This window comes from Rahnella sp. GSA61A, from assembly GCF_019969905.1.
In the GTDB taxonomy this organism is placed as follows: Bacteria; Pseudomonadota; Gammaproteobacteria; order Enterobacterales; family Enterobacteriaceae; genus Rahnella; species Rahnella aceris.
The window spans coordinates 233,855-254,801 of the sequence record NZ_JAHXYO010000005.1 but is presented as its reverse complement, the minus strand read 5'-3'; the positions used below and the strand labels follow the sequence as shown (position 1 = coordinate 254,801).

The 20,947-nt window shown below is 53.2% G+C and carries 19 protein-coding genes and 2 tRNA genes; 10 read left to right on the top strand and 11 right to left on the bottom strand.

Going from position 1 to position 20,947, the window contains the following annotated elements:
- Positions 1 to 218: 218 nt before the first annotated feature.
- Both LC431_RS09330 and LC431_RS09325 read left to right on the top strand, forming a co-directional pair.
- Positions 219 to 845 (top strand): YbhB/YbcL family Raf kinase inhibitor-like protein, encoded by a 627-nt coding sequence (locus LC431_RS09330; RefSeq protein WP_013574464.1) that lies wholly within the window; start codon positions 219 to 221, stop codon positions 843 to 845.
- A gap of 21 nt (positions 846 to 866) precedes the next feature.
- Positions 867 to 1,709: an AraC family transcriptional regulator gene (locus LC431_RS09325; protein ID WP_013574463.1), complete on the top strand. Its 843-nt coding sequence runs from the start codon at positions 867 to 869 to the stop codon at positions 1,707 to 1,709.
- 80 nt (positions 1,710 to 1,789) lie between these two features.
- On the opposite strand, the gene alaC is transcribed toward LC431_RS09325, so the two are convergent.
- Both alaC and LC431_RS09315 read right to left on the bottom strand, forming a co-directional pair.
- Positions 1,790 to 3,049, bottom strand: coding sequence for an alanine transaminase (gene alaC / locus LC431_RS09320; RefSeq protein ID WP_112151252.1), 1,260 nt, complete (start codon positions 3,047 to 3,049; stop codon positions 1,790 to 1,792).
- A gap of 116 nt (positions 3,050 to 3,165) precedes the next feature.
- A complete protein-coding gene (locus LC431_RS09315; protein WP_131638702.1) occupies positions 3,166 to 3,705 on the bottom strand; it encodes a GNAT family N-acetyltransferase in 540 nt (179 codons plus the stop codon).
- A 114-nt stretch (positions 3,706 to 3,819) separates the two neighbouring features.
- Between LC431_RS09315 and LC431_RS09310 the strand changes: the two genes are divergently transcribed.
- Positions 3,820 to 5,553, top strand: a complete 1,734-nt coding sequence (locus tag LC431_RS09310; protein WP_013574460.1) for a sensor histidine kinase — start codon at positions 3,820 to 3,822, stop codon at positions 5,551 to 5,553.
- Positions 5,554 to 5,617: 64 nt separating this feature from the next.
- Positions 5,618 to 6,388 carry a LytTR family DNA-binding domain-containing protein gene (locus LC431_RS09305; protein ID WP_013574459.1) on the top strand — a complete coding sequence of 257 codons (771 nt, stop codon included), beginning with the start codon at positions 5,618 to 5,620 and terminating at the stop codon, positions 6,386 to 6,388.
- Positions 6,389 to 6,525: 137 nt separating this feature from the next.
- Here the strand turns inward: LC431_RS09305 and glk are convergent, their stop codons facing one another.
- Entirely contained in the window at positions 6,526 to 7,497 is a 972-nt protein-coding gene (gene glk, locus LC431_RS09300) for a glucokinase (protein ID WP_013574458.1), read from the bottom strand.
- A 218-nt stretch (positions 7,498 to 7,715) separates the two neighbouring features.
- On the opposite strand from glk, the gene LC431_RS09295 reads away from it, so the two are divergent.
- The gene (locus LC431_RS09295) at positions 7,716 to 8,978 is read left to right on the top strand and encodes an ion channel protein (protein WP_013574457.1); all 1,263 of its coding nucleotides are present in this window, start codon (positions 7,716 to 7,718) and stop codon (positions 8,976 to 8,978) included.
- Here the strand turns inward: LC431_RS09295 and LC431_RS09290 are convergent.
- The gene (locus LC431_RS09290; RefSeq protein WP_131638701.1) at positions 8,975 to 9,673 is read right to left on the bottom strand and encodes an aspartate/glutamate racemase family protein; all 699 of its coding nucleotides are present in this window, start codon (positions 9,671 to 9,673) and stop codon (positions 8,975 to 8,977) included. The two genes, LC431_RS09295 and LC431_RS09290, sit on opposite strands and share 4 nt — an antisense overlap.
- Positions 9,674 to 9,775: 102 nt before the next feature.
- Positions 9,776 to 10,249, bottom strand: coding sequence for a multidrug/biocide efflux PACE transporter (locus LC431_RS09285; protein ID WP_013574455.1), 474 nt, complete (start codon positions 10,247 to 10,249; stop codon positions 9,776 to 9,778).
- Between the two features lie 132 nt (positions 10,250 to 10,381).
- Between LC431_RS09285 and LC431_RS09280 the strand changes: the two genes are divergently transcribed.
- Positions 10,382 to 11,269, top strand: a complete 888-nt coding sequence (locus LC431_RS09280) for a LysR family transcriptional regulator (RefSeq protein WP_112198043.1) — start codon at positions 10,382 to 10,384, stop codon at positions 11,267 to 11,269.
- Here the strand turns inward: LC431_RS09280 and LC431_RS09275 are convergent.
- The gene (locus tag LC431_RS09275; RefSeq protein ID WP_223509724.1) at positions 11,258 to 12,916 is read right to left on the bottom strand and encodes an alpha-keto acid decarboxylase family protein; all 1,659 of its coding nucleotides are present in this window, start codon (positions 12,914 to 12,916) and stop codon (positions 11,258 to 11,260) included. The genes LC431_RS09280 and LC431_RS09275 overlap by 12 nt on opposite strands.
- A gap of 328 nt (positions 12,917 to 13,244) precedes the next feature.
- On the opposite strand from LC431_RS09275, the gene mgrA reads away from it, so the two are divergent.
- Together mgrA and LC431_RS09265 are read left to right on the top strand one after the other, a co-directional pair.
- The gene (gene mgrA / locus LC431_RS09270; protein WP_223509723.1) at positions 13,245 to 14,234 is read left to right on the top strand and encodes an L-glyceraldehyde 3-phosphate reductase; all 990 of its coding nucleotides are present in this window, start codon (positions 13,245 to 13,247) and stop codon (positions 14,232 to 14,234) included.
- Between the two features lie 159 nt (positions 14,235 to 14,393).
- A complete protein-coding gene (locus tag LC431_RS09265) occupies positions 14,394 to 14,807 on the top strand; it encodes a DUF2502 domain-containing protein (RefSeq protein ID WP_013574451.1) in 414 nt (137 codons plus the stop codon).
- Between the two features lie 71 nt (positions 14,808 to 14,878).
- Here LC431_RS09265 and LC431_RS09260 read toward each other — a convergent pair whose 3' ends face one another.
- Positions 14,879 to 16,108 (bottom strand): Nramp family divalent metal transporter, encoded by a 1,230-nt coding sequence (locus tag LC431_RS09260; RefSeq protein ID WP_013574450.1) that lies wholly within the window; start codon positions 16,106 to 16,108, stop codon positions 14,879 to 14,881.
- A 417-nt stretch (positions 16,109 to 16,525) separates the two neighbouring features.
- On the opposite strand from LC431_RS09260, the gene LC431_RS09255 reads away from it, so the two are divergent.
- The gene (locus LC431_RS09255) at positions 16,526 to 17,713 is read left to right on the top strand and encodes a NupC/NupG family nucleoside CNT transporter (protein WP_013574449.1); all 1,188 of its coding nucleotides are present in this window, start codon (positions 16,526 to 16,528) and stop codon (positions 17,711 to 17,713) included.
- A 136-nt stretch (positions 17,714 to 17,849) separates the two neighbouring features.
- Here the strand turns inward: LC431_RS09255 and LC431_RS09250 are convergent.
- From LC431_RS09250 to LC431_RS09240, 3 genes are all read right to left on the bottom strand, one after another.
- Positions 17,850 to 17,925: transfer RNA gene (locus tag LC431_RS09250), tRNA-Ala, on the bottom strand.
- Between the two features lie 72 nt (positions 17,926 to 17,997).
- Positions 17,998 to 18,073: transfer RNA gene (locus LC431_RS09245), tRNA-Ala, on the bottom strand.
- 84 nt (positions 18,074 to 18,157) lie between these two features.
- On the bottom strand, positions 18,158 to 18,298 hold the full coding sequence (locus tag LC431_RS09240) for a hypothetical protein (protein ID WP_153374863.1): 141 nt from the start codon (positions 18,296 to 18,298) through the stop codon (positions 18,158 to 18,160).
- Positions 18,299 to 18,426: 128 nt separating this feature from the next.
- Here LC431_RS09240 and LC431_RS09235 point away from each other — a divergent pair, with 128 nt between their 5' ends.
- Entirely contained in the window at positions 18,427 to 19,218 is a 792-nt protein-coding gene (locus LC431_RS09235; RefSeq protein ID WP_013574448.1) for a formate/nitrite transporter family protein, read from the top strand.
- 87 nt (positions 19,219 to 19,305) lie between these two features.
- Here LC431_RS09235 and gltX read toward each other — a convergent pair whose 3' ends face one another.
- A complete protein-coding gene (gene gltX, locus LC431_RS09230) occupies positions 19,306 to 20,724 on the bottom strand; it encodes a glutamate--tRNA ligase (RefSeq protein WP_013574447.1) in 1,419 nt (472 codons plus the stop codon).
- Positions 20,725 to 20,947 lie beyond the last annotated feature (223 nt).

The following is a 20,947-nucleotide window of genomic DNA, read 5'->3' as shown; positions in this document are numbered from 1 at the left end:
AACGTGTGGAAAACAGGAATATTGCCCTGAGTATAGAAAGGAATTGCGCAGACTTTGTGGATATACCCGCAACAGGGATTAAACGCGGCAGACATTCACCTTTCCGCTCATAATGACAGGAAAAGTGAATAATTTGACCGGTGATGTTCCCTGTCTGTCCGCACCGCTCTTTATAATCAACGCACACTGAAATAGCATTGTCTGATGCGGAGTTTACGATGAAATTGATTAGCCAGAGTTTTGAGAACGGTGCACCTATCCCGGGTGAGTTTTCATTTGCCGTGAAAGATACCCAAAACCACATTGCACTTTCCGATAATAAGAACCCGCACCTGGCGTGGAGTGATGTGCCGGAAAATACCCGTTCGTTTGTGCTGGTGTGTGTGGATCCGCACGTACCAGGCCGCCCGGACGACGTGAATCAGGAAGGCAAAGTGGTGCCAGCTTCGCTGCCGCGCATCGATTTATTCCACTGGCTGCTGGTGGATATTCCGGCAGATGCTCGCGAAATCGCCGCAGGCAGTCACAGCAACAGCGTGACGCCGCACGGCAAACCCGCGCTGCCCGCCAGCGCCGGAATGCGTCATGGCATCAACGGCTATACCGCATGGTTTGGCGATGATGAAAACATGGGCGGCGACTATTACGGTTACGACGGCGCGTGCCCGCCGTGGAACGATGAACGGGTGCATGACTACGTATTTACGCTGTATGCGCTGGACATTGAAAAACTGGATTTGCAGGATAAATTCTTTGGCCCGGATGTGTTGCAGGCCATCGAAGGTCACGTTCTGGCGCAGGCCAGCCTGACCGGCACCTACACGTTAAATCCCAATCTGGATTAAAGTCCGCAGGCAGGAGAAACCATGTCCTCTGAGCAGCACAGTCACGCCGTGAGTCTTTTGCCAAATAAATTGCCGGTCAGTCATGACCGGCTTTTTTCACGGGCCGAGCCTTATCTGCAACAGCCTCATCAGGTGTCGAATTTTCGTTTTTTTGAGCCTTCGCTGCTGCGGGTAAATTCTGGTCAGCTGGCGCTGCGCCATGAAAACGGCACGTCGGTGCAGCTTGGGAATTCGGAACATCTGATCGTGGTGTCGCAGCATACGCTGGCGCACGTCAGTAAAACGCCGGACGCGGCAAACGGTTTTTTCTCGTCGCTGTATCTGGGGTTTTCACCTGCGCTGGTAGCGGAATTTTATCGCGATAACGCCCGCCTTCTGACTGCGCTGTCGCCGCTGAACGGGTTTGAAACTCTCCCGCTGGATGACGAATTACGCGATACGCTCGATTTTTGCCTGCGCGGGATCGGCAATCCGGCCAGTCATACAGTGCAGCGAAATCGTCTTACCGCCGTACTTATCGCGCTGGCAGAACGCCGCATATTGTTTATGCCGCGCGCCGCAGAACCGCTCGGTACACGTCTTACCGCCCTGCTGGCGGCCGCGCCGGAATTTGCCTGGACGGCCGCCAGCGCCAGCCAGCAACTGGCGATGAGCGAAGCCACGCTGAGAAGGCGTCTGGTGGAAGAGCAAATCAGTTTTCGCACGTTGTTGCAGGATATCCGCATGCATCATGCGATCACCCTGCTGCAAACCACGCGCTGGAATCTTTCGCAAATCGCGGATGCCTGCGGTTATCGGGCCAGCTCGCGTTTTTCCCTGCGCTTCAAAGAGCGTTTTGGCTGTTCGCCTGCCGATATTCGCTGAACAAACCGGCCGCATAAAAACAAAAAAGCCAGTCATCTGAATGACTGGCTTTCATTTATCGCTTTCAGCGCATCAGAATATTATTCGTTAACGGCCTGTTCCGGCTCCACAGGCGGTTCACCCGCCGTTTTTTTCGGTGGCAGCAAACCGTCTGCCCGGAACATCGCTTTGATGCCGCGCACCGCCTGGCGGATCCTGTCCTGATTCTCGATCAGGGCGAAACGCACATGGGTATCGCCGTAATCACCAAAACCAATGCCCGGCGACACACAAACTTTAGCGTCGGCCAGCAGACGTTTGGCGAATTCCAGTGACCCTAAATGCGCATATGCAGGCGGAATTTTTGCCCAGACATACATCGACGCTTTCGGATTTTCCACCATCCAGCCCGCTTCATGCAGCCCGCGTACCAGCACGTTACGGCGCTGGCGATATTGCTCAGCAATGTCTTTCACGCATTGCTGATCCCCTTCCAGCGCCGCGATGGCCGCCACCTGCAACGGCGTGAAGGTGCCGTAATCGTGATAACTTTTGATACGCGCCAGCGCGCTGACCAGTTCAGGATTACCGACCATAAAACCGATGCGCCAGCCCGCCATGTTGTAACTTTTCGACAGCGTGAAGAATTCCACCGCAATGTCTTTTGCACCCGGCACCTGCATGATTGACGGCGCTTTCCAGCCGTCGTATACGATGTCGGCATACGCCAGATCGTGGATCACCAGCACGTTGTATTGCTTAGCCAGTGCCACCACGCGCTCGAAGAAATCCAGCTCCACGCACTGCGCCGTCGGGTTGGACGGGAAGCCGAGGATCATCATTTTCGGCCGCGGAATGGTTTCGCGAATGGCTTTTTCCAGCTCGGCAAAGAAATCTACACCTTCAGCCAGCGGCACAGAACGCACCTGCGCACCGGCAATCACGGCACCATAAATGTGGATCGGATAACTTGGGTTGGGCACCAGAACGGTGTCGCCGTGATCGAGCGTCGCCAGCATCAGATGTGCCAGCCCTTCTTTCGAACCGATAGTGACGATAGCTTCACTTTCAGGGTCGATCTCTACCTGATAACGATCGGCATACCAGCGGGAAATCGCACGACGCAGACGCGGAATGCCGCGTGAGGTCGAGTAACCGTGCGTGTCTTCACGCTGCGCAACCTGCACCAGTTTTTCCACAATGTGCGGCGGTGTCGGGCCGTCGGGGTTACCCATACTAAAATCGATAATGTCTTCGCCACGATGGCGTGCGGCCATTTTCAGTTCAGCGGTAATGTTGAAAACATACGGGGGAAGACGATCAATACGTGAAAAACGACGGGGTGAACTGGAATCAGCCATAATTTCCTCTGGGATACGTAAGCGCCCGGACCGTCCGAGCGACGCTGGCCGCGTAACGGCCTTCTACGAACATAACGCAGAGGAAAATGGCTGTCGAGATACTGCGCATTATTTTTTTACTGCGGACGCGGATCGGTCGCCAGCAGCCCCAGCAGCCAGTCGTTTTTCCACTCGTCGCCGATCCGGTAGCTGTCCCGTAAACGGCCTTCCATGAGGAATCCGCATTTTTCCAGCACACGGCGCGAAGCGTCGTTGCCTTCAAGCACGTTGGCCTGCAGACGGTGAAAACCACACTGGTCAAACGCAAAGTTCAGCACTTCGCGCAGGGATTCCGCTGCATAACCTTTGCGCTGATGTTCAGGCGCCAGAATGAATCCGACTTCGCCCTGTTTATAGGGCCGCCAGTCCGGGAAAAATCCGGTCAGTCCCACCGCCGCGCCGGTGTCTTTTTCGCGGATCAGCAGGCACAGCCAGAAATCACTGTAGCGATCCCAGTGACCAAGACGTTGTTCAAAACGGCTATGAACCTGTGCGTGGGTTTCGATATCGCCGATAAAACGCATGACGTCCGGGGTCTGATACAGCCGCAAGAAAAATGCCCAGTCGTCAGCCTGGATGGGCTGCATGATCAGCCGCGGCGTGGATAACAAAATCATGTCGGAATGTGCTCCTGTGTCTGGCGATGGTGAAAGTCTGACCTTTTACATATAATAACCGCTGAATCCATTTGGCACGCTTATCTTTCAATCGTGCAAAGAGCCTAATCTGCCATGCCTCACATGTTCGATATGCTGCTGGCGGTCTTCGACCGTGCGGCGCTGATGCTCATCTGTCTGTTCTTCCTCACGCGAACCCCGCTGTTCCGCAAACTGCTGCACAAAGAAAATGAAACCCATACGCCGCTGGAACTGACTGCGGTCACCGCCATTTTCTCTCTGTTCGCCATTTTCGGTACGCTCTCAGGGATCAACGTCGAAGGCTCACTGATCAACGTGCGTACGATCGCGATCATGTCGGGCGGGATCCTGTTCGGGCCGTGGGTCGGGATCATTACCGGCCTGATTTCCGGCACGCACCGTTTCCTGATCGACATTCACGGACCAACGTCTGTTCCGTGCCTCATCACCAGTATTACCGCAGGTTTCCTTTCCGGTTATATCAATAAGAAAGTCAAAAAATCACTGCACTGGAAAGTCGGCATTCTGGGCGGCATGCTGTGCGAAACGCTGACCATGATCCTGATTTTACTGATGGCGCGACCGTTTTCGCTCGGGCTGGATATCGTCATGAACATCGCTGCACCGCTGATCCTCGGAGCCAGTTCCATCGGCCTGATTGTGTTGCTGGTGCAAAGTGTCGAGGATGAAAAAGAGGTGATTGCCGCACGGCAGGCGCGGCTGGCGCTGGATATTGCCAATAAAACGCTGCCGTACTTTCGCAATATAGATGGCCGTAACATAGAAGGCAGGAATATCAACGCCGAATCCCTGGCCAGTATCTGTAGCATTATTCGTGATGATATCGACGCCGATGCGGTGGCGATCACTGATACCAAAAACATTCTGGCGTACGTCGGCGTGGGTGCTGAAGAGTATAATATCGGCCATGAAACGCTGAGTGAGATGACCAAAGCGACGCTGGAAAGCGGTGAAATCACGGTCAGAAACAACGATGAAATGCACCGTACGCCGCAAATTCACTCGCTGATTATTATTCCGCTGTGGGAAAAAGGCGAAGTCACCGGCTCGCTGAAAATCTATTATTGCGACCCGCACCGCATCACTTATTCGCTGAAAGTGATGGCGATCGGGCTGTCGCAAATTATGTCGACGCAGATGGAAGTATCACGCACCGAACAGTTGCGCGAGATGGCCAATAAAGCCGAAATGCGGGCGTTGCAGAGCAAGATAAATCCCCATTTTCTGTTTAACGCGCTGAATGCGATTTCATCGTCTATCCGCGCCCGCCCCGACGTGGCGCGCCAGCTCATCATCAACCTTTCCCGTTATCTGCGTTATAACCTGGAACTGAACGATGAACTGATCGACTTGCGCAAAGAACTTCATCAGGTACAGGATTACATCGCCATTGAGCAGGCGCGGTTCGGCAGCAAACTGACGGTGATTTATGACATTGATGACGACATTTCGGTGAAAATCCCCAGCCTGCTGATCCAGCCGCTGGTCGAAAACGCCATTGTGCACGGCATCCAGAAATGCAGCGGAAAAGGCGTGGTGGTGATTTCAGTGAAGCATCAGGCTGACGGTATCAGGGTGTCAGTAAAAGATACCGGCCACGGTATTAATCAGGAAACCATTGACCGTGTGGCACGCAATGAAATGCCCGGCAACAAAATCGGCCTGCTCAATGTGCATCACCGTGTTTCATTGCTGTATGGTCAGGGCCTGAGCATCCGCCGTCTTGAGCCAGGCACCGATATTTCGTTTGTTATTACCCACGCTCCTGCAAAAGTCACGCAAGCCCTTGAGAGCAAAATAGCCTGACTACAGGGACGCTTTTTCATTTTACCCGCCCGCCTTTCGGGCCATCGCACCGGGAGATAATTCAGTGAAAGCGATTATCGTCGAAGATGAAGTACCGGCTCAGGAAGAGCTGAGTTATCTGATTAATACCCACAGCAGCATCAGCATTGAAGCAATATTGGATGACGGGCTGGACGTGCTTAAATACCTGCAATCACATGAAGTGGACGCGATTTTTCTCGATATCAGCATCCCTTCCCTTGACGGCGTATTACTGGCGCAAAACATCAGTAAGTTTGCGCATAAACCTTATATCGTGTTTATCACCGCCTATAAGGAGCACGCCGCAGAAGCCTTTGAAATCGAGGCATTTGATTACATTCTTAAGCCTTATCACGAGTCACGCATTGTCACCATGCTGCAAAAGCTGGAGTCACATTTTCGCCGGGATAAAGAGCTGACAGTGAAGGAACCGGGCGATAAACCGGAAGGTGTTGCCCCCGTCGCGGGCAGCACCCCGCGTGTCAGTCACAGCATCAATCTGATCAAAGATGAGCGGATTATCGTTACCGATATCAACGATATTTATTACGCCGCCGCGCAGGAAAAGGTCACGCAGGTATATACCCGCAAAGAAGAATTCACCATGCCGATGAACATCACCGAATTATGCAACCGCCTGCCGGAGGAGCATTTTTTCCGCTGTCATCGTTCGTACTGCGTGAATCTGTCGAAAATCCGCGAGATCGTGCCGTGGTTCAATAACACCTATATTTTGCGCTTAAGTGATTTAGATTTCGAGGTGCCGGTAAGTCGCAGCAAGGTGAAAGAATTCAGGCAGTTAATGCGGTTTTGATCGGGCTTTTGAAATAGAAAGCCCGATTCTTCCGCTAAGTCATTGGAGTTGCAGCAAGGCGGCAAGTGAGAAGATCCCGATGAGCTGACTGATGTCAGTGATTCGGGTCTTCGAGCGCAGCCAACACCGCTGCAACTTCAAGGACGAAGAGGAAGGCCGATAGACTGACGCAGGTACGCCCCGGCACCCACAAGCCCCGGCTGATCGTGCGTGATCAGGAACACCGGAATATCCATCAGATAATCTTTGAAGCGGCCTTTGTCTTCAAACGCGGCACGAAAACCGGAAGCTTTGAAGAAGTCCAGGAAGCGCGGAACAATGCCGCCGGCAATGTACACGCCGCCGAAGGTCCCCATGTTCAGCGCCAGGTTGCCACCGAAACGCCCCATGATGACGCAGAACAGCGACAGTGCGCGGCGGCAGTCCAGATTTTCGTCTGCCAGCGCCAGTTCTGTCACGTCTTTCGGTTTGAAGTTTTCCGGCACGCGGTTATCTGATTTAACAATGGCACGGTAGAGATTCACCAGCCCCGGACCGGAGAGAATACGCTCGGCAGAAACGTGCCCCATTTCGGTACGCAACTGCTCAAGAATGATGTCTTCTTCTTCGCTGTTTGGCGCGAAATCAACATGGCCGCCTTCGCCCGGCAGACTCAACCATTGGTTATTGGCATGAATTAAGTGTGCGACGCCCAGCCCCGTGCCAGCACCGTAAATCACTGCCGGTTTGCCGTCCTGCGCTTTTTTACCGCCGAACTGCAACAGGTCATCTTCTTTCAGCATCGGGATCGCCATCGAAACAGCGGTGAAGTCATTGATCACTTCCAGATGTTGCAGGCCAAGGTTTTTCTTCATTTCGGCAATGGAAAAGGCCCACGTATGGTTGGTCATGGCCACCCAGTCGCCAGTGATCGGGCAGGCGATGGCAATACATGCATCCTCAACATCCTGATGCTGCTGCGCGAGGTACTCACGCACCACGGCTTCGAGGCTGTCGTAATCCAGCCCGGAGAAAGTCTTAGACTGAGAAATATCGCCGCTGTCCAACGCGCAAAGCGCCAGGCGGCAGTTGGTGCCCCCGACATCGCCCACCAGGGAGTATTTGGTCATGTTATTCTCCGCAAAAGTAAATTCATTATGCTGCGCATTTGCGCCAAATTCGTGTGGGCAAAATAGCGGTAATTGCTATACGCTGCAACGCAGTTTTGAAGCAACCCACATTTATGCAGCATGCCACACAAAATAATGTCGACAGCCCGCAAACCGACTTTGCCGGGATTCATCTAAGCTATCAGAGCAAACAAAATTATAAATAAGGAAATACGTGCATGTTCCATCCCCGCACCAGAGTCATGTTAGCTTTTGCCCTGCCCGCGATCATTATTGGCGTGATGTCCAGCCTGGTTCTGGTATTCGTCATGATGATTTCTGGCGCGCTGCAAAATCTGCTGTGGGAGAACATTCCCGCCGTGCTGAATATCAATACACAATCCGCCAGCTGGACGCTGTTTATGCTGACACTGACCGGCATTGGCGTCGGCGCCATCATTAAGTATATGCCAGGCCACGCCGGGCCGGATCCTGCCACGGAATCTCTGATTGGCGCCCCGGTGGCAGTCAGCGCTTTACCTGGGCTGGCGCTGGCGCTGATGGTCGGACTGGCAGGCGGTGTCAGTCTGGGGCCGGAACATCCGATTACAGTGATTAATATCGCGCTGGTGGCGGCAATAGGATCCCGTTTATTGCCCGCAGTGCCAACGACGGACTGGGTGATCCTGGCGGCGGCCGGGACTATCGGCGCGTTGTTCGGCACGCCGGTGGCAGCCGCGCTGATTTTTTCGCAAACCCTCGGCACCAGCAAAGATGTGCAGTTATGGGATCGCCTTTTTGCGCCATTGCTCGCCGCGGGCGCTGGCGCCATCACCACCGATCAGTTTTTTCAGCCCGATTTTTCGCTCAGCATTCCGTCGTATGACGCCGCCAGCCTGATGGATATTTTCAGCGGGTCAGTCGTGGTGCTGATTGCCATCGCGCTGGGGATGATTGCCGTCTGGTTGTTCCCGCATGTTCACCGGATGTTTAACAATATTCAGAATCCGGTATTGCGCCTGGGTATTGGCGGGTTTGTGCTGGGTTTACTGGCGCTGACAGGCGGGGAAATTACCCTGTTTAAAGGGCTGGATGAAATGAAGGAACTGGCACATTCCAATGCGTTGTTTGAGATGGGGCCGTTGCTGGCGATCACCCTGACCAAACTGGCGGCGTTAGTGGTGGCGGCAGCCTGCGGTTTTCGTGGCGGACGCATTTTCCCGGCGGTGTTTGTCGGGGTATCGCTTGGCCTGATGTTGCATCAGTACGCACCGGATGTGCCGGCGGCGGTGACCGTTTCATGCGCCGTCATGGGCATGGTACTGGTCGTGACACGCGACGGCTGGCTCAGCTTGTTTATGGCCGCAGCGGTGGTGCCGGGGCTGAAATTATTGCCGCTACTGTGCATCGTGATGCTGCCAGCCTGGCTGATGCTGGCAGGTAAACCGCTGATGCAGGTGGCAAAACAGCGGCTCAACCGGCCGGTCCCGGAAGAAGATTAATCCTGCTTTAGTGCAAACTCCGCCGCCGCCAGCGCATGAATGGCGGTGGTGTCAAAAACCGGCACGCTCGCGTCTTCAGCGCCCACCAGCAGGGTGATTTCGGTACATCCGAGAATAATGCCTTCCACGCCCTGCTGTTCTAATTTGCCAATAATCCGCCGGTATTCTGCGCGGGAATCCTCCTTAATCCTGCCCAGGCACAGCTCTTCATAAATAATGCGATGAACAATCGCGCGGTCAGCTTCATCCGGCGTCACCACGTCAATCTGATGTTTTTCCTGCAAACGTCCGCGATAGAAATCCTGTTCCATGGTGAAACGCGTGCCGAGCAGACCGATTTTATGCAGCCCCTGTCCGGTGATTTTGTCAGCCGTCGCATCGGCGATATGCAGCAGCGGCAGGCCGCCGATCCGCTCGATATTGTCTGCCACTTTATGCATGGTGTTGGTACACACAACGATGACCTCCGCCCCTGCACGCGCCAGTGAATTCGCGGCGTTACCAAGAATTTCACCTGCCTGCTGCCAGTCACCGGCCATTTGCAGCTTTTCGATTTCATAAAAATCGACGCTGTAGAGAAACAGTTTGGCAGAATGCAATCCACCCAGTTGCTGCTTCACATGCTCGTTAATCATGCGGTAATACGGCACGGTAGATTCCCAGCTCATGCCACCAATCAACCCTAACGTTTTCATTTGCACACCCTGTGTTTATGCGGATGGCAAAACCATAACCGACAAAAAGCCCGCGGACAAAGAAAATGTCGGCGGGCTTTTTTGTGCATTCAGCGATGCGGATTAATGTTTGGCCGGGCAATCCTCTGCGGCCAGACGGCGGTCCATCCAGCGCTGGCGCAACGTGTCGTAAACCCAGTTGTAGGCCACGGTATACGGCAGGAAGAACAGGAAGAACCCGACTTCCAGCATAAAGGCGTCCAGCAGCCCGATCCCCAGCCACAGTGCGGCAACCGGCAGACCAATCATAATAAATCCACCTTCGAACCCCAGCGCGTGCGCCACGCGGATTTTAAATGTCCGCACCACGCGGGAAACCGGCCAGAATTTGTCGAACAGGCTGTTATAAACGATGTTCCAGACCATCGCTGTCGTCGACAGCATGATCGCCAGCGCGCCCATTTCCCAGACCGGTTTGTTCAGCGCCCAGGCTGCTGCCGGTGCCGAAATCAGTACCGCGATTGTTTCAAAACCCACCGCGTGGAAAATGCGTTCGCCGAACGTTTTCTGAGAGATATTCCGTGTTTGCTTAGACATAAAAACCTGCCTGATTCCTGATCATTGTTACGTGACGGCTGTCACAGGCAGTCATTATCATCACTAAATAAGATAGTTAAAAGATAGAAAGTATCGATAAAATAGATAGATCAGAACCAGAAGGAGTACCTGATGCGCTATTCACCGGAAGCCCTGATGGCTTTTGTCGAAGCGGCCGATACCGGATCGTTTTCAGCAGCGGCGCGTAAACTGCGCAAGAGTCAGTCGAGTGTCAGTACGGCGATCGCCAATCTGGAAGTGGATCTGGGCGTAACACTGTTTGACCGCCAGAGTCGCCAGCCGGTGCTGACACCAGCCGGACAACGCGTGCTCAGCCACGTTCAGGCGATTCTGGCGGCCAGCGAACGCCTCGATGAACTGGCGGTGCGTTTATCGACGCAGGTGGAAACTCGCCTGACGTTTGTGCTGTCTGACACTTACCAGCCGACTCACCACGAGGCGCTGCTGCGCCGGTTTGAACGCCGGTATCCGGATATCGAATTTGAATGTCAGATCGCCGAAGATCAGGATGTGATCGACCTGTTGCAGTCTGGCCGTGCCCATGTCGGCATGGTGGAAGTACAGGCGAGTTATCCGCCGGACATTGGTGTGGCGCGTTTACCGGAACAAACGGATATGTCGGTATTTTGCAGCCGTGAACATCCGCTGGCAAAAATCACCGATCTGCAACCGGAGCAGTTGCACACCTTCCGCCAGCTTTGCCTGCAGCCTTACAGCCGTCGTGAAATGCCTCGGGCGCGGGGTCAGATCTGGTCAGCGCCCAGTTATCTGATGTTGCTGGAAATGGCGGAACAGGGATTTGGCTGGGCGACACTGCCGCACTGGCTGGTGAAACAGTTCGGACATGACAAACTGGTCAGCCTGCCGATGCGCGGCTGGCCGAAGCAGATATCGGTGGATGCGGTCTGGAGTAAAAACAATCAGCCCGGTCCGGCGGGTTGGTGGTTCATCGACCAGCTGACTGTCCCGCCATCACCGGAAACTGATTTATTGCCCTGAGTTACGCTGCGCCAGCGATTTAGTCACTGAGTTGAGCAGTTCAGGAATATCCATTTTTGGCAAAATGACTTCTATCCAGGCCATCTGCCGCCGTGCGGTGGCCTTTGCTATCGCTTTTTTCAGCGCCTGCGGCGAATCCGCCCGCGCACTGAAGACTTCTTTACCGCCGAAGGCCGCCGGGAACTGTGTCCAGTTCCACTGCGCGATGTCGTTGTAGCGCTGGGTTTCGCCGTGTATCGCCCGTTCGACGGTATAACCGTCATTGTTAATCACAAAAATAATCGGCGGCAGGCCATAACGGATGGCGGCACCTAATCCCTGCAAGGTGAGCTGTGCGGAGCCATCGCCAATCAGCAGCACGACACGGCGGTCCGGTACGGCAATCTGTACACCAAATGCGGCGGGCAGCGTGAAACCGATTGAGCCCCATAACGGCTGGACGACGAACTGGCAATCCTGCGGCAAATTCAGCGCCGCCGCGCCAAAACAGGCGGTGCCCTGCTCAGCGACCAGCACATCTCCCGGTTGCAGGAAATCCTGAATCTGTTGCCAGAAGGCATATTGCCCGAGGCTGTTATCGTGCGACAACGGCAATGCGTTGTGTTTAACAGGATAAGGCGTCCGGCCGGAAGCCAGTTCAGCGGTGAGGCGGTGCATCACGCTGACCGTTTTTTCGAGCGGCAGCTGATGGAAGATCTTATCGCCCACGCGGGCAAAAAAGGGCTGAAGGTCGATGCATTTTCCGGACGGAAGCTGCTGGGTAAAACCGGCGGTGATGGTGTCAGTAAATTTCACCCCGACCGTGATCACCACATCAGCCCCTTCAATCGCTTCTTTCGTTGACGGTGCGCTGGCGGCCCCCGAATAAGTGCCAGCAAAATGCGCCTGCTGCTCGTTGAATAAACCTTTACCCATCAGCAACGTTGAATGCGCCAGCGGCACTTCTTCCATCCACTGTTCCAGCGCCTTTTTAACCTTGAAGCGGTCTGCCAGAAAATCCGCCAGCAACGAAACACGGTTTGCACCCCGCAACTGCGTTTCAGCGGCGGCAGTAAAAGCTTCCAGAGAAGAAGCCGAGAAAGGCGGCTGACGCGCAGGTAACGCATGCGCACGGGTACTGACCGGCAACGCGGCCACATCGCTGGGCAATAACAGGTAACCCGGCCGCGAGCTGTACATCACTTCTTCAATCACACGGTCGATTTCAGCTAGGGCATTTTCCGGTGTGAGGGACGCCTGCGCCACGCTGACCGGAGCTGACATCCGCATGAAATGACAGAATTCGCCATCTCCCAGCGTGTGATGCAGCAGCTCACCTTTACGCTGAGACGTCAGTGCTGGCGTACCCACGATATGCACGACGGGCACATATTCCGCATAACTACCGGCAATGCCATTCAGTGCGCTCAGTTCGCCGACACCAAACGTCGTCAGCAACGCCGCAATACCTTTGGTACGGGCGTAACCATCTGCGCCATAGGCGGCATTTAATTCATTGGTACAGCCAACCCAGGTGATTTGCTGATGATTAATCACACTGTCGAGGAATTTCAGATTGTAATCGCCCGGCACGCCAAACAACTCGGAGATCCCGCTGAGTGATAAACGATCTAAGAGATAGTCACCTACTGTGTATTCATTAACCATGACGATCCTCTGTGAAAAATAAAGTAACCAGTTAATCCCACTAATATGAGTATTACTCCAAACCGGGGGACAGCACATTTATTATTCGAAATAAGGCATGGCAACGCAGAGTTACACCCCTGCACTGTGTTAATGCAGGGAAGCGGATTCAGCAGTAAAGGTAATAGGCAGGAAGAATAGTCACGGTAATCAACGATCCTGCGTACAAGGATTGTTCCGGATGTGATCTGATTAGCTGGAAATGCTTGTGAAAGCGCATACACTAAAATTGGTTTTTTATGACATTTATAACCTTCTGTTCACTTCTGAATTTATTATAAGGACTCACATGGTGTATCAAGCCAGTCCAACCCGTTACGAGAATATGGAATACCGTCGCTGTGGCCAGAGCGGTCTGAAACTGCCCGCCATTTCCCTGGGTTTGTGGCATAACTTCGGCGATAACGCCCATTTTGAGAATGGCCGGAAACTGATCCGCCATGCTTTCGACCATGGGATCACCCATTTCGATCTGGCCAATAACTACGGCCCGCCTCCGGGTTCGGCAGAACAGCATTTCGGCCGCATCCTGCAGGAAGATTTATTGCCTTATCGCGATGAGCTGATTATTTCCTCCAAAGCCGGTTACACCATGTGGGACGGCCCGTACGGAGACTGGGGCTCGAAAAAATATCTGGTCGCCAGCCTGAATCAGAGCCTGAAACGCATGGGGCTGGAGTACGTGGATATTTTCTATCATCACCGTCCTGACCCTGATACACCGCTGGAAGAAACCATGGCCGCGCTGGATTTGATCGTGCGTCAGGGCAAAGCCCTGTACGTCGGTTTGTCGAACTATCCGGCAGAACGCGCCAAAAAAGCGTTTGAAATCCTGAAAGATCTTGGCACACCGTGCCTGATCCATCAGCCGAAATATTCCATGTTCGAGCGCTGGGTTGAGGCTGATCTGCTGGATACGCTGGCGGATAACGGCGTCGGGTCTATCGCCTTCTCACCGCTGGCGGGCGGCGTGCTGACTGACCGTTATCTGGCGGGCATTCCTGAAGATTCCCGCGCAGCCAGCGGCAGTAAGTTCCTGACAGCAGATCAGCTGACGGAAGAGAAGCTGGCAAAAGTGCGTAAGCTGAATGATATTGCGCAGGCACGCGGTCAGAAGCTGTCGCAGATGGTGCTGGCGTGGGTTCTGCGCGGCGACCGCGTGACGTCCGTCCTGATTGGTGCCAGTAAAACCAGCCAGATCGACGATGCCGTGGGCATGGTCTCTCACCGTCATTTCAGCACAGAAGAACTGGCGGCGATCGAAGGGATTTTAGTGTAAGCGATTACCCTGCGGTATAAAAAACGCGCCTTTATGGAGGATTCGTAAGTAAACCGTTAAGGCGCGTAAATCATTCAAAACAGGATTGTAAGCAATAGTACCGGTGCCCTCTTCCCCTTATAACTGTCAGCATAAATTATAAGGAATCTGGGGCCACTCATGTTAAAGCCGGTACTTTTTGCCACATTGTTCTTTACCCTGCTCCCTGCGGCGGTACCCACCGTGCAGGCCAGCAGCTTCAGCCTGAATACGCCGGGCCTTTCTATCAATATCGGTGATCGCGACAGGCGGGGTTATTACTGGGACGGCTATGACTGGCGTAACCCAGGCTGGTGGAATGGTTACCGTGGTCACCACTATGGTGCACGCAGCCCGCGCGGCTATTACTGGGATGGTTATCGCTGGCGCGATCATGGCTGGTGGAACGAACGCCATCCTCCACGTCGTCCGATGCCGCCACCGCGTTATCATCACAGCGACCACGGACGTCCGCATTATGATCACCGCCGCGGGCCGGATCGGGGTCACGGCCATGATGATCGCCGGGGCGGGCATGGCGATCACCGCCATTAATCAACGGAATAAAACAAAAACGGGACAGCGCAAACTGTCCCGTTTTTTATTACCTGTTGCTGGCGAAGGCGTTATTTCAACATACCTGTCAGCAGATAAAGGTTAAGGCTGACGACGATCAGCACGATGACCCGCCCCGCCCACTGCACGGTTTTAGTATTCACCATCTCGCCCATCAGGCTGCGGTTACCGGTAAAAGCCAGCAACGGCAGCAATGCCAGCGCAATCCCGAAGCTCAGCAATACCTGGCTCATCACCAAAATACGTGTGGCATCTAATCCCATCAGGATCACAATAAAAGACGGCATCATGGTCACCGTACGGCGAACCCACAGCGGAATGTAGAATTTCACGAACCCCTGCATCACTACCTGTCCGGCCAGCGTGCCGACAACTGTAGAAGATAAACCGGCTGCCACCAGACTCAGACCGAAGGTGGTCGCGGCAGCGTGGCCGAGCAACGGTTGCAGCGTCAGATAGGCTTCATCCAGCTCACTGATCCCGCTGTGTCCGCTGAAATGGAATGCCGCCGCAGCCGTCGCCATCATCGCCAGATTCACAAAACCGGCGATGGTCATGGCAATACCGACATCCAGCTTGGTGGCTGAATAACGCTGCGCTTTGGACGCCTTGCCGCCCCGCTGAGTCAGCGAAGAGTGCAGATAAATGACATGCGGCATAATGGTCGCGCCGAGCACACCCGCGGCCAGATACACCGAATCAGCGGTTGGCAGTGCGGGGATTAACATGCCTTTGCCCAGCGCCAGCATGCTTGGCTGCGAGAAGAACAATTCAACAATATAAGCCGCAGCAACAAACAACAGTAAACCGGCGATCACCAGTTCCAGCGGCTTTTGCCCGCGTTTTTGCAGCCCAAGGATAATAAAGGTGGCAATCCCGGTAAGTACTGCGCCCTGTAACAGGGAAACCCCGAGAAGCAATTTGAAGCCTATGGCGGCGCCAATAAATTCGGCTAGATCGGTGGCCATTGCGATAATCTCCGCCTGCACCCAGTAAGCCCAGACGGCCGGACGCGGGAAACGATCGCGGATATGTTCGGCCAGGTTTTTGCCGGTCGCGATACCGAGTTTGGCAGACAACAACTGGATCAACATCGCCATGACGTTGGCCCATACCACCACCCACAGCAACTGATAGCCATAAGAAGCACCGGCCTGAATATTCGTCGCAAAGTTGCCCGGATCGATATAACCAATGGCGGCGATAAAGGCCGGTCCCATCAGTGAAAGCTTCATCTTTCTGGACGCGCGGCCTGCAGATTCGGCCCGGCTGTTCAGCATAGTTAGTTAACCCTTACAATTATTACGCTTACATCAATGATATCTAATTGATAATGATTATCAAGTGCATTTGGAATGATCTGAGTGATTACTCTGATAGGCAGCAGCAGTAAGCGAGAAGGTAATAACTGAGGGGGTGATTCGCTCACCCGGCTTCAGAAAGCCAGACGCAGCGCACTTTCCTAAAACAGACATTAACGGGCCAGATTCAGAACGCATTACGGCACATGATAAAACTAGCACAGGAATGCTAATTGTGCTTAGTTTTATTAACATCTTGATTTTTTGTGTGATGGGCCGCGATTTGTTGCAATTCGTGTCTGTAATTTCTATATTTGCAATCGACTTCACGTTTTAAATGTACGCGTTACATAAAATGACCGTCGAAATATAGCCTGCCTCTAATTTGGAGCACCCATGTCCCGAATATTGCACTTTGTATTAGCGTTGGCCGTTGTCGCTGCACTCGCTTTACTGGTGAGCCGTGACCGGAAAAATATCCGTTTACGCTTCATCGTTCAGCTGTTGGTCATCGAAGTCTTGTTAGCCTACTTCTTCCTGAATTCTTCTGTTGGTTTAGGTTTTGTGAAAGGCTTCTCAGACTTGTTTGAAAAATTATTAGGATTCGCTGCGGAAGGGACCGGCTTCGTATTTGGAGGCATGAGCGATAAAGGATTAGCGTTCTTCTTCTTGAAAGTCTTGTGTCCGATCGTGTTTATTTCTGCGTTGATCGGTATTTTACAACACATTCGTGTACTGCCTTTCGTCATCCGTATTATCGGTACGGTTCTGTCGAAAATTAATGGCATGGGAAAACTGGAATCTTTCAACGCCATCAGCTCCCTGATTTTGGGTCAGTCAGAAAACTTTATCGCGTATAAAGATATTCTGAGCAAAATGTCTGAAAAACGTATGTACACCATGGCTGCCACAGCAATGTCGACGGTTTCTATGTCGATTGTGGGTGCGTACATGACCATGCTGGAACCGCGCTTTGTTGTTGCTGCGCTGGTGCTCAACATGTTCAGTACCTTCATCGTACTGTCGTTGATCAACCCTTATAAGGTTGATTCAGAAGAAGACCTGCAAATCGGTAATACGCACCAGGGTCAGAGCTTCTTTGAAATGCTGGGTGAATACATCCTGGCAGGCTTCAAAGTGGCTATCATCGTTGCAGCCATGTTGATTGGTTTCATCGCACTGATTTCATGCCTGAATGCGTTGTTCGACGTGGTATTCGGTATCACCTTCCAGGGCGTGCTGGGTTATGTCTTCTATCCATTCGCGTGGATGATGGGCGTACCAAGTCACGAAGCCTTGCAGGTAGGCAGCATCATGGCAACCAAACTGGTTTCCAATGAATTCGTTGCGATGTTGGATCTGCAGAAAGTAGCAACCGAACTTTCACCACGCGGCGTGGGCATCCTGTCCGTGTTCCTGGTGTCTTTCGCAAACTTCTCTTCCATCGGTATCGTTGCCGGCGCTATCAAAGGCCTGAACGAACATCAGGGCAACGTGGTTTCACGCTTCGGCCTGAAACTGCTGTACGGCTCAACGCTGGTCAGCGTGTTGTCTGCTTCTATCGCGGGTCTGGTACTGGCGTAAGTAAGCAAATACAGAACGACGAGAAAGGCGCTCCGGCGCCTTTTTTTATGTCTGCGATTCAGCGCAGTAAAACAGGCAGGAGAAATGACAAAGCGCCAAAAGCAAAAAACCCGCCGAAGCGGGTTTCTTTAATATTTGGTGGAGATAAGCGGGATCGAACCGCTGACCTCTTGCATGCCATGCAAGCGCTCTCCCAGCTGAGCTATACCCCCACACGAGGTCGTACACATTTACTTTTTTGTTTCCCTGGGAAGGAAACAGCCAACTTGCTCTGGAAAGGAAGTTGGTGGAGATAAGCGGGATCGAACCGCTGACCTCTTGCATGCCATGCAAGCGCTCTCCCAGCTGAGCTATACCCCCAATTCATGCCCGTAAAAACGGGTGAACGGGGCGCATAATATGAAACGTCGCTACCCCTGTCAACGGCTAAATCCGTTTCTCAATTCAAGCGCTGAAAAAGCCGCCAAATCCCCCATTCCACAGGGAAAAATCCTCTGCCATCAGGGAAATTTTCAGACAGACGCTTTGTTTTACAATTTGTCCGCCAGCCCGCATTTTTCCTAGCTTTCTGATCTGCTTACGCATTTCCTTAACATCTATGTCCGAATGATTAATAAAATGTTAGCAGACTATGATAATCGCCTTGTTTTGAGATAAATCTCAGAATAGACTTCTCGCGCAATAATCATAACTTACACCATTCGAGCACTCCCATGTCCTTGTATTCACCTAAAGAAATCGCATCCATCGCCGTCACAGCGGGCGTTAATAAAAGCCGCGCCACCGTGTTGAATTTGTTAATTTTGGGCTTTCTGGCTGGCGCATTCATCGCCACCGGTTTCCTTCTGGATCTGCATGTAATAGGGACATTACCTGCATCCTGGGGTTCATTCAGTAACTTGCTTGGCGCTGCCGTCTTCCCGGTAGGCATCATTCTGACCGTGTTAGCAGGGGGAGAACTGCTGACCGGTAATATGATGACCTTACCTATCGCCTGGTTCGCGCGTCAGATCAGCCTTTACGCGGTGCTGCGTAACTGGTTCTGGGTCACTGTCGCTAACCTGCTGGGCAGCCTGGCAGTGGCCTATTTCTTCGGCCACGTTCTGGGGCTGACGGAAGGCGCTTTCCTGAGCAAAACGGTGGCAACCGCCACCGCGAAGGTCAACGCAGACTTCATGCATGCGTTCATTTCCGGTATCGGCTGTAACTGGCTGGTGTGTCTGGCAATCTGGCTGGCCTTCGCCAGCAAAGAAGTTGGCGGCAAAGTGATCGGCATGTGGTTCCCGGTTATGGCGTTCGTGGCCATCGGCTTCCAGCACGTGGTAGCAAATATGTTTATCGTGCCTGCGGCAATCTTTGCCGGTGCGCTGAGCTGGTCAGAATACCTGCCTAACTTCGTGGCCGTGTTCCTCGGTAACGCCGTAGGTGGTGCGGGCTTCGTTGGCCTGATGTATTTCCTGGCCTACCGCCCGACCGTTGAAACACCGGCAACTGAACAACGTTAATTAAGACGTTTTTCACACCCGGGTTTTACGAAAAGAAAAAGCCAGCCGGTTTCCCGCGCTGGCTTTTTTATCGCTATTTAACCGCCATTACTGTGCTTGTGTTTCGCGCTCAGCAATAAAGGCTAACGCCATATCGATACGCGCCAGCACACGGCTCTGGCCGATAGCGTGAACGGTGACATCAACACCTGGTGACTGGCCTGCGCCCGTTACCGCAACGCGCAGTGGCATACCAACTTTACCCATCCCTACTTCCAGCTCATCCGCCGTGCCCTGAATCGCATGGTGAATGTTTTCAGCGGTCCAGTCAGTGATAGCAGCCAGTTTGGCGCGAACCACTTCCAGCGGCTGACGTGCAACCGGGCGTAAGTGTTTCTTCGCCGCATCGGCATCAAACTCTGCAAAATCTTCGTAGAAGTAACGGCAGGACTCCGCCATCTCTTTCAGCGTCTTGCAACGTTCGCCCAACAGGGTCACGATTTCAAACAGCTGCGGACCATTACGGGTTTCGATACCCGCCTGCTCAACATGCCACAGCAGATGGGTCGCCACGTAATGCGGATCCATCGTGTTAATGTAGTGATGGTTCAGCCATTGCAGTTTTTCAGTGTTAAACGCACTGGCAGATTTGCTGACGTTTTCCAGTGAGAACAGCGCTTTCATTTCGTCGCGGCTGAAAATTTCCTGATCGCCATGAGACCAGCCCAGACGCACCAGATAGTTCAGCAGCGCTTCCGGCAGATAACCGTCATCACGGTATTGCATCACGCCGACCGCACCGTGGCGTTTGGACAGTTTTTTACCGTCGTCACCCAGAATCATAGAAACGTGCGCGTAAACCGGTACCGGCGCGCCCAGCGCTTTCAGGATGTTTATCTGACGCGGCGTGTTGTTGATATGGTCTTCGCCACGGATGACGTGGGTGATTTCCATATCCCAGTCATCGACAACGACACAGAAATTATAGGTCGGCGAACCGTCGGTACGGCGGATGATCAGATCATCCAGCTCGTCATTACTGAATTCGATCGGTCCGCGGATCTGATCGTCAAAGATGACAGAACCTTCCTGCGGGTTACGAAAACGCACCACACACGGCTCATCAGCAGCGTGATGTTCGTGGCTGTCGCGGCAGCGGCCGTCATAACGAGGCTTCTCGTTATTTGCCATTTGTTCTTCACGCAGCGCTTCCAGACGTTCTTTAGAGCAATAGCATTTATAAGCCGTGCCGTTTTCCAGCATCTCATCAATCACCGCGTTATAACGGTCAAAACGCTTGGTCTGGAAATACGGGCCTTCATCCCAGTCCAGATTCAGCCAGTTCATGCCATCCATAATCGCGTCGATAGCTGCCTGAGTGGAACGTTCGAGATCGGTGTCTTCGATACGCAGCACAAACTCACCGCCAAGGTTGCGGGCAAAGAGCCAGGAATAGAGCGCGGTACGGGCGCCACCGACGTGCAGATAGCCGGTCGGGCTTGGGGCAAAACGGGTTTTGATTTTCATCTGGGTGCAACCTTAATCACGCAACGCCAAAAAACGTCGCTATCAATTAACAAAAAGTGGCTGACATTCTACCACTCTGCCCTGATTCCTCAACGCACAACCAGGGGCAGTCACGTGGTTTAAGGCCATGAATGCGTAAAGAATCGACTACGCGGGCGAGAAACACGTCAGGTTGACTAAAAATAAGCCGAATGAACATTTTTGTTTTTAAAAAGCGTTGACG